Source organism: Bacteroidales bacterium, assembly GCA_017521245.1.
GTDB lineage: Bacteria > Bacteroidota > Bacteroidia > Bacteroidales > G3-4614 > Caccoplasma_A.
In genome coordinates, this window is sequence record JAFXDI010000001.1 from 198164 (window position 1) to 209691 (window position 11528).

11 protein-coding genes and 1 tRNA gene are annotated in these 11528 nt (G+C 36.2%); 7 read left to right on the forward strand and 5 right to left on the reverse strand.

The features are described 5' to 3' along the window. The first annotated feature begins 70 nt into the window (after positions 1 to 70). From IKK64_00815 to IKK64_00835, 5 genes are read left to right on the forward strand one after another with little or no spacing between them, the layout of a single operon-like run. Positions 71 to 1123 (forward strand): hypothetical protein, encoded by a 1053-nt coding sequence (locus IKK64_00815; protein MBR4118602.1) that lies wholly within the window; start codon positions 71 to 73, stop codon positions 1121 to 1123. A gap of 29 nt (positions 1124 to 1152) precedes the next feature. Continuing rightward, a complete protein-coding gene (gene pstS, locus IKK64_00820; GenBank protein MBR4118603.1) occupies positions 1153 to 2211 on the forward strand; it encodes a phosphate ABC transporter substrate-binding protein PstS in 1059 nt (352 codons plus the stop codon). A gap of 12 nt (positions 2212 to 2223) precedes the next feature. After that, a complete protein-coding gene (pstC, locus tag IKK64_00825) occupies positions 2224 to 3081 on the forward strand; it encodes a phosphate ABC transporter permease subunit PstC (protein ID MBR4118604.1) in 858 nt (285 codons plus the stop codon). Between the two features lie 2 nt (positions 3082 to 3083). After that, entirely contained in the window at positions 3084 to 3950 is an 867-nt protein-coding gene (gene pstA / locus IKK64_00830; GenBank protein ID MBR4118605.1) for a phosphate ABC transporter permease PstA, read from the forward strand. Next, positions 3938 to 4705 carry a phosphate ABC transporter ATP-binding protein gene (locus IKK64_00835; protein MBR4118606.1) on the forward strand — a complete coding sequence of 256 codons (768 nt, stop codon included), beginning with the start codon at positions 3938 to 3940 and terminating at the stop codon, positions 4703 to 4705. The genes pstA and IKK64_00835 overlap by 13 nt, the downstream gene beginning before the upstream one ends. A 103-nt stretch (positions 4706 to 4808) precedes the next feature. Here the strand turns inward: IKK64_00835 and IKK64_00840 are convergent, their stop codons facing one another. The 5 genes from IKK64_00840 to IKK64_00860 all read right to left on the reverse strand — a co-directional run bounded on the left by IKK64_00840 (position 4809) and on the right by IKK64_00860 (position 10286). Further along, a complete protein-coding gene (locus IKK64_00840) occupies positions 4809 to 6515 on the reverse strand; it encodes an acyl-CoA dehydrogenase family protein (protein MBR4118607.1) in 1707 nt (568 codons plus the stop codon). A gap of 4 nt (positions 6516 to 6519) precedes the next feature. After that, positions 6520 to 7539 carry an electron transfer flavoprotein subunit alpha/FixB family protein gene (locus tag IKK64_00845; GenBank protein ID MBR4118608.1) on the reverse strand — a complete coding sequence of 340 codons (1020 nt, stop codon included), beginning with the start codon at positions 7537 to 7539 and terminating at the stop codon, positions 6520 to 6522. A gap of 2 nt (positions 7540 to 7541) precedes the next feature. Then, entirely contained in the window at positions 7542 to 8408 is an 867-nt protein-coding gene (locus tag IKK64_00850; GenBank protein ID MBR4118609.1) for an electron transfer flavoprotein subunit beta/FixA family protein, read from the reverse strand. A gap of 500 nt (positions 8409 to 8908) precedes the next feature. Then, positions 8909 to 9235, reverse strand: a complete 327-nt coding sequence (locus IKK64_00855; protein MBR4118610.1) for a hypothetical protein — start codon at positions 9233 to 9235, stop codon at positions 8909 to 8911. Positions 9236 to 9458: 223 nt separating this feature from the next. Then, entirely contained in the window at positions 9459 to 10286 is an 828-nt protein-coding gene (locus tag IKK64_00860; protein MBR4118611.1) for a 4-(cytidine 5'-diphospho)-2-C-methyl-D-erythritol kinase, read from the reverse strand. Positions 10287 to 10412: 126 nt separating this feature from the next. On the opposite strand from IKK64_00860, the gene IKK64_00865 reads away from it, so the two are divergent. Together IKK64_00865 and IKK64_00870 are read left to right on the forward strand one after the other, a co-directional pair. Beyond that, positions 10413 to 11132, forward strand: coding sequence for a 1-acyl-sn-glycerol-3-phosphate acyltransferase (locus tag IKK64_00865; GenBank protein ID MBR4118612.1), 720 nt, complete (start codon positions 10413 to 10415; stop codon positions 11130 to 11132). 103 nt (positions 11133 to 11235) lie between these two features. Further along, positions 11236 to 11306 (forward strand) — tRNA-Gln (locus tag IKK64_00870). The last annotated feature ends 222 nt before the right edge of the window (positions 11307 to 11528 follow it).

Here is an 11528-nt window from a genome sequence, read left to right on the forward strand (position 1 = left end):
CTAATTATTTTGAAACATTTCTGAAACATTCCCAAGATACCTTTGCAGTGTCAATTTAAAAATTACGGTAATGAAATTAAAAGGAAATTTGTTGATGATGGCAATACTTGCCATTCTATGTACTCCAATGAGAGCACAACAACAGTCAGAGAGAGATACAAATCATTTAGTAGAACAAAATGCTGATACGTTATCTTCGGTATCAAAAAAAGGCAAAGAGAAAAAAGGCGAAGGAAAGGTAATTTTACAAGCGTTTGCAAACTTTAATCTACAATCAAAAGGAGGCGATACCAAATTAGGTTTTGCACTTGACAGAACCTATTTAGGTTATGAATACTCTTTTAACAATGGAATAAAAATTAAAGGAGTAGTTGACTTTGGAAAACCATCTGCGATAGATGATTATAACTATGTAGCGTATATAAAAAATGCACAAATCAGTTGGACTAAAGGAAATTTTACAATCAACGGAGGTATGATTTCAACCACCCAGTTCAATATGCAAGAGAAGTTTTGGGGCTATCGCTATATAATGAAATCGTACCAGGATGAGTATAAATTTGGAAGTAGTGCCGATTTAGGAATATCAGCATCATATAAATTCACAAATTATTTCACAGCAGATGCTATAATAGTAAATGGAGAAGGCTATAAAAAATTCCAAACAAATAAAGGACTACTATATGGACTTGGTTTAACATTTACACCCATTGAAAATTTAAAGATTAGATTATACGGAGGCTTTAACGACGCATCAGAATCAGGAAAAAGCGATATAGCAAATTATGCAGCATTTGTAGGTTACAAAAATGACAAATTCTCTCTTGCAGGAGAGTTCAATATGATTCAAAATTCAGGAAACAAAAAGAGCGCAAATAAGTTAGGATGTTCAGTATATGGAACTGCAAAAGTACACAAACTTATAAATGTATATGCTAGATATGATTTCTTGATATCAAATAACCGCTGGAACACCGCAGAAGATAAATCTATGATAATGGCTGGATTTGAAATAGTTCCCTGTAAATACGTGAAAATTGCACCAAACTTCAGAATGGATATACCCAAAACACAAGGAGAAAATAAGTATATGGGTTATATAAGTTGCTATTTCGGATTATAAAAATATAAGTAAATCAAAAATAAATTATTATGAAGAAGACTTTAAAAAATCTATTAACATTAGCCATAGTTTTAGCATTTACAGCATGTGGCAGTAGTACAAAAAGTGGTGCTCGTGAGGCACAGGAATTATCAGGAGCAGGAGCAACATTCCCACTCCCTTTCTATAACGTAGTGTTTGAGAACTTTGCTCAAGTAAGTGGCGATCAAGTGGCGTACGGAGGTATTGGTTCAGGAGGAGGAGTCCGAAATTTACGAGATAAGATTGTAGATTTTGCAGGAAGTGATGCGTTCCTTTCAGATAATGAGATGGCAGAAATGGCTCCAGTTGTTCATATACCAACTTGTATGGGAGCAGTAGTATTAGCATACAATCTTGAGGGTGTAGAAGACCTAAAACTATCGGGCGAGATTATAGCCGACATCTTTGCTGGAGATATAAAAATGTGGAACGACGAACGTATAGTTGCTCTTAACCCAGATGCAAAACTTCCCAATGAATCTATAATTCCAGTATTTCGTTCAGATGGTTCAGGAACAACATTCGTATTTACCGATTATCTCTCAAAAGTTAGTCCAAAGTGGTCAAGCAACTATGGAACAGGCAAGTCTGTAAACTTCCCATCTGGACAGGCGGCAAAGGGTAATCCAGGAGTAGCAGGAGTCATTAAACAGACAAAAAATACTATTGGATATGTAGGGTCAGAATATGCTTTTGCACAGAAGATTCCATATGCACACATTGAAAACGCAAGAGGCGAATTTGTACTACCTTCACCAACTACAATTTCGGCAGCGGCATCGGGCGAGATACCAAATGATACACGTTGTTCAATTACCAATTCTGATGCAGTTGGAGCATATCCAATATCAACATTTACATGGATAGTAATCTATAAAGAACAAAACTATTCAGATCGTACAAAGGAACAAGCAGAGGCAACGCTCGACCTGTTAAAATATATCCTTTTAGATGAAGCACAAAGTATAACCTCTGAGGTACATTATGCTCCGTTACCAGTAAAAGCAAAGGAATTAAGTATGACCAATTTAAAGAGTATAACCTTTAATGGTGAGGCAATATGGTAATAACAAAATACTATGAACGATAAAATATATAAAGTTATATTATTTGCAACAGCACTTATAATACCAATTGTGTGCGGGGGTGTAATTTACGCCCTCGTCACAGACGCATATCAGGCGTTTGAACATTTCGGATTCTTTAAGTTTCTGACCTCTTCAGAGTGGAGTTATACTGAGGGGGCAGAGCAGTATGGTGCGTTGCCATTCATTACAGGAACACTAATGACAACCCTATTGGCACTTATTTTTTGTATCCCTTTTTCACTGCCGGTAGCACTGTTCGTTGGTGAGTATTTCAAAGGAACACGTATTGCAGCCATACTTAGTACCGTAACAGATTTGTTGGCAGGTATTCCATCTATTATTTATGGCTTATGGGGCTTCTATACTTTACGACCTATTATTATGGCACTCAATATATCGCCACAAGGTTCAGGTATTCTAACAGCTTCGTTGGTATTGGCAATTATGATAGTACCATACGCAGCCTCACTAAGTGCCGAATTTATCAAGATGGTACCTAACGACTTGAAGGAAGGAGCTTACAGCCTTGGAGCAACACGAGCCGAAGTTATTAGAAAGGTTGTCTTTCCAGTTGCAGGTTCAGGAATATTTTCATCATATATTTTGGCTATTGGTAGAGCGTTAGGAGAGACAATGACGGTAACAATGCTTATAGGAAATACCAATAATATTCCCGAATCAATTACCTCAACAGGAAACTCTATGGCATCAATTATTGCCAATCAATTTGGAGAAGCAGATGACTTGAAACTATCATCACTAATAGCCATAGGTTTAATACTGTTTTTGATTACGGCATTTATTAATCTGGTAGGTAAAATAATGATTAAACGAGCAAGAATAGCATAACTATGGATAAACAAAAAAATCAAAATCGTTTGGCAAAGGATAAGGCAATGTTGTTGGTAATATGTTTATTAGCAGCTCTCACAGCCGTTCCTTTATTTGCTATATTAGGAGAGGTGTTTCTACGAGGCTACGATCAACTCTCATGGACTTTCTTTACAGAACCAACGCCAACAGCATATAGGGTAATGAAAGCTATCGAGAATGGCGAGCCCATACCAGGTGGTATTGCCAATGGTATTGTAGGAACAATGATTATGCTCATTATGGCAGTTATAGTTGCGGTACCATTGGGTATTCTGTGCGGAGCATTTTTAGCAGAGAATAGCAAGAGCCGATTTGCTAAGTTTGTAAGTTATCTTACCGATTTGCTACAAGGAACTCCATCTGTAATTATTGGTATAGTAGTCTATATATGGGTAGTTGTCCCAATGAAAGGTTACTCTGCAATAGCAGGAAGTGTAGCACTTATAATTATGATGTTGCCACTTATTATTCGTTCAACCGAAGAAACCCTAAAGATATTACCCGTATCGTTAAAAGAGGCAGGACTGGCACTTGGTGGTAATCGGGCAAGAGTAATGTTGAAAGTACAACTTCCAGCTGCGTTTGGAGGAATATTTACAGGCGTTTTGTTGGCTATTTCGCGTGTAATAGGAGAAACAGCCCCACTTATGTTTACCGCACTTGGATGTTCTTTCGTTCGCTATGCAATAGACAAACCAATATCAGCAGTACCATTACTTATATGGGAGTTTTTCAATGATCCCAATCTCCAAGAATTGATCTGGGGAGCATCACTATTCTTATTATTATTTGTTCTAACGTTAAATCTTACAGCTAAATATTTTGCAAAAAAATGGAATCAGTAAAACCTATACTTGAGTTTAAGAAGACATGTGTATCATACACAAAGCAGACAATGGCGGTAAAATATGTATCAGCAGTCATTGAACCAAATACAATAACAGCCATTATGGGCCCATCTGGATGTGGAAAATCCACACTCTTGCGTGCGGTAAATCTTATGCACAACCTTTATCCTAACATTCGTGTCGATGGAGAAATCTTATTGAATGGAGAGAATATACTATCAATGGAACCTATCGATGTGCGTCGTAGGGTAGGAATGGTTTTTCAACGTCCTGCACCATTTCCTACAATGAGTATCTACAACAATGTACTTTCAGGTTATTCGCTCAATGGAATAAGACTCTCAAAAGCCGAGAAAGATGCCACAGTTGAACGATGCTTAAAGAACGTTGCACTATGGGATGAAGTAAAAGATGTATTAAATAAGAAAGGCACATTTCTTTCAGGAGGTCAGCAACAAAGATTGTGTATCGCCCGAGCATTGGCAATGAAACCCGATGTGTTACTTATGGATGAGCCAACTTCGGCACTTGATCCAATTGCTACTGCACATATTGAAGAGTTGATGCAAGAACTTCAAAAAGAGGTCACAATCTTAATAGTGACACACAATATGGGGCAGGCAATGCGTATATCATCAAAATCAATGTTTATGTACTTGGGAGAGTTGGTAGAATACGGAGACACAGAAACACTGTTTACCAATCCAATAGATGAACGCACAAAAGCCTATCTGACAGGAAAAATGGGATAAAGAAATAATCTTTGGAGTAAGTAAACTTAAATCTATTTAAATAATAAGAGGTTGCTTTTATAAAAGCAACCTCTTATTGGTAATATTTATCAAAAACAATCTGTTAGTTGTTTAGATAGTTTTCAATACTTTCAGGTTTGAAGTTCTCAATGAACGAAGCATTTTTGTTAGTCTCTGCCTCTCCGTAGCGAATATAGTTCTCAGTAGAGCGTTTAAATGATTCGTTACGCATAGAGTCTTGTAACAAAAGATAACCCATAATAATATGACCGGCAATCTCAACCAAACGGCGAGCGTGGAAGTCAATATATTGAGCATCCTTATCAGCAGTAACAGTAGCAACGCTCTTCTCATAAAGAGCAGTCATTGCCATCAATTTAGCCTTCATCTCTGCCAATTCAGCAGGAACCTCAATAGCCTCGTACTCTTTAATAATATTCAAGTAAGTACCGCTACCAACGTGGCGAATAGCAGCCACAACTTGAAGTTGAGTAGTACCCTCGTAAATTGAAGTAATACGAGCATCGCGATATATACGCTCACAAGGATAATCTTTCATAAATCCCGAGCCACCATGAACTTGAACGCAGTCGTAAGCATTTTGGTTACAATATTCACTACTCATACCCTTAACAAGCGGAGTAAGAGCATCAGCCTTACGTTGAGCCTGTTTCATCTCCATACGCTCCTCTTTCTCTAAAGAACGCTCTTTAGCAATAGCCTCAAGAGTTTTGTATAGGTCAACATAGCGAGTAGTTTCGTATAGCAATGAGCGAGAAGCATCAAGTTTAGCTTTCATTGTAGCAATAATTTCGCTAACAGCAGGGAAATTTATGATAGCTTTACCAAATTGGAAACGCTCTTTAGCATATTGAAGAGCCTCGCGGTAAGCAGCCTCAGAGATACCAACCGATTGAGCAGCAATACCCAAACGAGCACCATTCATAAGAGCCATTACATATTTAATCAAACCAAGACGGCGTTCACCGCAAAGTTCTGCTTTAGCATTTTTGAAAACCAACTCACAAGTAGGAGATCCTTTAATACCCATTTTGTTCTCAATACGGCGAACAACAACGCCGCCATCGTTGCGGTCATATATAAACATTGACAAACCTCTACCATCTTTTGAACCCTCCTCAGAGCGAGCCAAAACAAGAGCAATGTGTCCGTCACCATTAGTAATAAAGCGTTTAACACCGTTTAATCTCCAAGTGCCATCCTCTTCGCAATAAGTTGCTTTAAGCATAACTGCTTGAAGGTCCGAACCAGCATCAGGCTCAGTCAAGTCCATAGCCATAGTCTCACCGGCACAAACTCTTGGTAAGTAACGCATCTTTTGCTCCTCACTTGCAAACTCGTTAATAGTCTCGGCACAATCTTGTAATCCCCATATATTAACAAAACTTGCATCAGCACGGCTAACCATATCAGCAGCCATTATATAAGGAACAAGAGAAAAGTTCAAACCATCATATTGGCGAGGAAGAGATATACCCATAAGACCTGCTTTAACAAGAGCGTCAAGGTTTTTCTCTGTTGCTGAAGCATATTTAACATGTCCGTCAATTACATGAGGACCCTCTTGGTCAACGCTCTCGGCATTAGGGGCAACAATTTCGCCACTAATCTCTCCTGCAATTTCAAGAACTTTTTCGTAACTATCCATAGCATCCTCAAAATCAAGAGGAGCATAGTCATATTTTTCAGCCTCAGTAAAGTTACGCTCGTGTAACTCAACAAGGCGACGCATCATCGGGTGATTAAGATGATGTTTTAAGTCCGCATTATCAGAATAGAAATTTGACATATCGTTATTTGCTATTTTTCTTGTAATATTTAATTAATTTAGGAAGAACCTCTTCAACGCTACCGGTGATAACATAATCAGCAATAGCATTAATTGGAGCCTCAGGATCGGTGTTAACCGAAATAATAATAGAACTATCTTGCATACCAGCAATATGTTGTATTTGTCCTGAAATACCACAAGCAATATACAATTTAGGACGTACAGTTACACCAGTTTGACCAATTTGACGTTCATGTTCTGTATAACCGGCATCAACCGCTGCGCGAGAAGCACCAACCTCTCCACCCAAAACAGCAGCCAAATCGTAAAGGAGTTTAAAGTTCTCTTTCGAGCCAACACCATAACCACCAGCAACAACAACAGGAGCGCCTTTAATGTTAACTTTAGATTTAGCAATCTGACGATCAATAATCTCAACCACAAAATCCTCATCTTTAACATACTTGTTAACATCTAAGTTAACAATCTCGCCGGTATGGTTTTCGTTATAAATCTCACGTTTCATAACGCCCTCTCTAACTGTTGCCATTTGAGGACGGCAGTCAGGGTTAACAATAGTAGCAACAATGTTACCGCCAAAAGCAGGACGTATTTGATAAAGAAGATTTTCGTAAGTTTTACCACTCTTATTGTCAGTGTGAGGTCCAATCTCCAACGAAGTACAATCAGCAGTCAGACCGCTGTGAAGAGCCGAAGAAACGCGAGGACCTAAGTCACGACCTACGCAAGTAGCACCCATTAAACAGATTTGAGGTTTGATCTCTTTGAATAAACCAGTAAGAATAGCGGCGTGAGGAAGAGAAGTATATGGAGCAAGACGTTTGTCATCTGCCATATAAATTCTGTCAGCACCATAAGGGAAAATTTGTTTTTCAACACCTGCAAGCTCCGAACCAATAACAAGAGCCTCAAGTTGGCAACCCAACTTATTTGCAAGAGTACGACCTTTGGTCAATAACTCCAAACTAACATCGGCTATAATGCCGTTATCAATTTCGCAATATACAATTAAATTATTCATAATTAGCCGATGGTATGGTTAGCAATCAATTCTTTCATTAATTCATCAATCTCTTCGTCAGCAGTAGATAAGCGTTTGCTCTCTTTAGCTTGGAAAACAACGTTTTCAACTTGTTTAACCTTAGTAGGCGAACCAGCAAGACCAGTTTGAGTAAGATCTGCATCAACGTCAGCAGCGCTCCACTCTCCGAGATTTAGATATGGTCTTTGCTCGTAAAGAGATGTCTCTGCCAATGAAGCCTTCTCTGAAGGAGTTTTAGCATATTTATTACGTTGCACCATTTTTGTGTTTCTTGGGCGACACTCATCTGCCGAACCATTAACAGTAACTAAAAGCGGAAGTTTTGCTTTAACAGTTTCAGTACCATGCTCAAGACGGCGAACAATAACAATTTCGTTATTTTCAACTGATACAATCTTCTCTGCATAAGTAACTTGAGAGATACCAAGTTTCTCAGCCACTTGAGGACCAACTTGAGCAGTATCTCCGTCAATAGCCTGACGACCAGAGATAATAATGTCAGCATCACCTATCTTTTTAACTGCACAAGAAAGAGCGTATGAAGTAGCCAAAGTATCAGCTCCGGCAAAGGCTCTGTCAGTTAAAAGAACACCACCATCTGCACCGCGATAAAGTCCTTCACGAATAATATCAGCTGCGCGAGGAGGTCCCATAGTTAGCAACGTGATTGTTGTTCCGGGATTTTTCTCTTTGAGTTGTAATGCTTGTTCCAGAGCATTCAAATCTTCGGGGTTGAAGATAGCAGGAAGAGCGGCACGGTTAACAGTACCGTCCTCTTTCATAGCATCCTTACCCACATTTCTGGTATCGGGTACTTGTTTTGCAAGTACGACAATCTTTAATGCCATTTTGTTTTCTATTTTAGTTTATACTAATAAAGTTCGTTTTTTATAACAACAATATGCAAATATAACTCTTTTCTTTGAAAGAACATATTTATACATATTATAAAAATAGTGAATTTTAAAAACCTCTGCAAAGATACACAAAAATAATCACTATGTGCAATTTTAATAAGAGTAATTAAATGAAAAATTTATTCAATACCCATAGGGTATTGCAAATAAAGACATTAAAAAAGTATAAACTTAAAGGCGAGAAAAAGTTTAGCCTGTTTAAATAGACTGAAATAATAAATATATCTACTCTTTTTACTTAGCAGTGTAGGTGAATATAGAGATAAAAATGAGAGAATGAAACAGAAATAGTAGAGAATAAAAGTAATAATCTGAGAGAGTAAAATTACCCCAAGTCAATTTTAAGGATTAGATTATTAACTCTCAACGTATAAACAAAAAAAAGAGATTAGTATGCTAACCTCTTTTTTGTTCTATATTTGTAAATTAAATTAATCCTCTTTTCTTCTGCCCTTTGATAACAATCTCCATGCGTATGCACCACCTAAACCAAGTATTCCTAAAATACTCTCAATTATGGGAACTTCGTTAGGGTTTCCAGGATTTTCTTGATCTCCTAAACCTTTTGTAATAGGAGTTGTAATATAATCACCCGCAAATGATGATGTCTCTGTTGTTATGTTATCGTCTTCATCTTCATTAATTGAAGAAGCAAATCCTCCAAAAGAAGGGCGAGTAGCAGAACTTGTAGGCCAATCCTGTGCTACTACGTTTGCTGTAAAAAGCAATATTGAAATGAATAATAATAATTTTTTCATAATTTTTTTGAACTAAGCCAATCTTTTCTTCTTTCAGGGTACAAAATTAATACATAAAAAAATAATAAACACATTTAAACAAAAGAAATTTCTAAAAATCAGTAAAATAATAATTCTTGATTATTAGATTATTAACCAATTTAGGTTTATATATAAAGGGTTGGAATCATTGCTTAATATTGAGTTTTGTCTGTTTTTTAATGATTGAAAAATAGATGAAAATTTATTTAAGTTGTTCAATAAAAATAAAATCATTCTCCATTAAGATTGTTTTTAACCCATCTATATTAGGTTCATTTTTAAAGATTCCAAAAATTGAGGATCCTGACCCCGACATAGAAGCATATTCAGCTCCAACCTCATAAAGACTCTCTTTAATCTCTTTGAGACGAGGATATTTAGGGAAGAGTGATTTTTCAAAATCATTCTTAACAACACCTCTCCATTCGCAAATAGGTTGCTTTATAACATCCTTTAAACTATAATTTGGAATGCAAGGAGTAACACCAGAGTATGCCTCTGCGGTTGAAATAGCAATATCTGGTTTAATTAAAACAATAAAGTATCCATTAAGAGATAAATCTATATCGCTAAAATCTGTTCCAATACCCTCTGCAAATACAGGTTTGTTCTTTATAAAAAACGGAACGTCAGCACCAATGTCTTTCCCAATTTCAAGCATCTCCTCTTCACTTATTCTATTGATAAACATCTCATTGAGGATTTTTAGCATATATGCGGCATCAGCAGAGCCTCCGCCTAATCCGGCAGCAAAGGGGATACATTTTTTAAGAATAACTTCAATTGGGGGAATATCGTACTTATCAACTAATTTTAGGTATGCCTTCTCTACTAAATTTTGTTTTCCGTCATCAGGAAGGTCCATAACCTCTAAACTAAAACTTCTTTTGTCTTTCTCGGCAGGAATAACCTCCAGAATATCGTATAAAGGAATGGGGTAAAAAATGCTCTCGATGTTGTGATAACCATCTTCTCTTTTACTTACAATATTCAGACCTAAATTAATTTTAGCGTTTGGAAAAACAATCATATTTATAAATATTAAAAAATCTCCAATATCAAAATTTACTTCAAAAGTACGAAATATTTTTAAAACAATTCTTAAAAATTCCATAATATGTATTATTTTTGTCACCAAATAAACAACATATAAAATATGAAAATATTATTGTTCTTTTATGAGATATTTATAATGGCGCCACTATTATTGTTAATAACAATTTTAACCACGTCAACAACAATAATAGGAGGTCTTATAGGAGATCCGTCATTTTGGGGGTACTATCCACCTAAAATTTGGTCAAAACTATTCTGTATAATATCGTTAGTAAAAGTAGAAGTAAAAGGAAGAGAAAATATAAAGCCTAATGAATCGTATGTGTTTGTAGCAAATCATCAAGGAGCATACGATATCTTCTTGGTTTACGGATATTTAAATCATAATTTCAAATGGATAATGAAGCACACATTGCGTAAAGTGCCTATGGTAGGAAAAGCATGTGAAGCCGCAAAACATATATTTGTAGACAGAACAAATCCCAAAGCAATCAAACGAACAATAGAGGAGGCAAAGAAAACTCTTCAAGGAGGAATGTCCGTTGTAATATTCCCTGAAGGAACACGTTCGGCAGATGGCAAAATAAAGAAATTTAAAAGAGGAGCATTTCAAATAGCTGTAGATTTGAATATGCCAGTAGTCCCAATGACAATAGATGGATCATATAAAATATTATCAAAATCATCATTCTTTGTAAATCCGGGGAAATTAACTCTTCAAATACATAAACCAATAATACCTCCAGCAGAAGGTTTTGATATGGATACACTAGTAGAAGAGAGTTACAATCAAGTTAAATCTGGATTAAAAGAAAATTAGAATTTAGAGGTTGTTGAAATTGTTCGGTATAACTCAAACAATTTTGGATTTGTCGTATATATAATCGTTATTAACCATCTCTCATTTCTAAGTTAAAAAAACTTGTCCATTGGTGTAATGGTAGCACATCAGATTCTGGCTCTGCCAGTGGGGGTTCGACTCCCTCATGGACAGCGAAGTAAAACATTAAATAGCTGATTAATAGCTATTTAATGTTTTGCTTTTTTTGATGCTTTATGCAAAGTAATAAAATTATCCAAGATAATCTAAAAACAGCGCTTTTTCTCTGTAAATTATATAATTGTATTGAGTTTTGTTTATAAATGTTTATATATATAATATTTTATGTAAAAAGTTTTATAAACCAAATAAAACATTTATATTTGCAATTAATAC

Coding starts and splice junctions, on each gene's coding strand:
- pstS (MBR4118603.1), top strand. CDS start 1,153: ATGAAGAAGACTTTAAAAAATCTATTAACATTAGCCATAGTTTTAGCA.
- IKK64_00845 (MBR4118608.1), bottom strand. CDS start 7,539: ATGAATAATTTAATTGTATATTGCGAAATTGATAACGGCATTATAGCC.
- IKK64_00840 (MBR4118607.1), bottom strand. CDS start 6,515: ATGTCAAATTTCTATTCTGATAATGCGGACTTAAAACATCATCTTAAT.
- IKK64_00815 (MBR4118602.1), top strand. CDS start 71: ATGAAATTAAAAGGAAATTTGTTGATGATGGCAATACTTGCCATTCTA.
- pstC (MBR4118604.1), top strand. CDS start 2,224: ATGAACGATAAAATATATAAAGTTATATTATTTGCAACAGCACTTATA.
- pstA (MBR4118605.1), top strand. CDS start 3,084: ATGGATAAACAAAAAAATCAAAATCGTTTGGCAAAGGATAAGGCAATG.
- IKK64_00865 (MBR4118612.1), top strand. CDS start 10,413: ATGAAAATATTATTGTTCTTTTATGAGATATTTATAATGGCGCCACTA.
- IKK64_00850 (MBR4118609.1), bottom strand. CDS start 8,408: ATGGCATTAAAGATTGTCGTACTTGCAAAACAAGTACCCGATACCAGA.
- IKK64_00860 (MBR4118611.1), bottom strand. CDS start 10,286: ATGATTGTTTTTCCAAACGCTAAAATTAATTTAGGTCTGAATATTGTA.
- IKK64_00835 (MBR4118606.1), top strand. CDS start 3,938: ATGGAATCAGTAAAACCTATACTTGAGTTTAAGAAGACATGTGTATCA.
- IKK64_00855 (MBR4118610.1), bottom strand. CDS start 9,235: ATGAAAAAATTATTATTATTCATTTCAATATTGCTTTTTACAGCAAAC.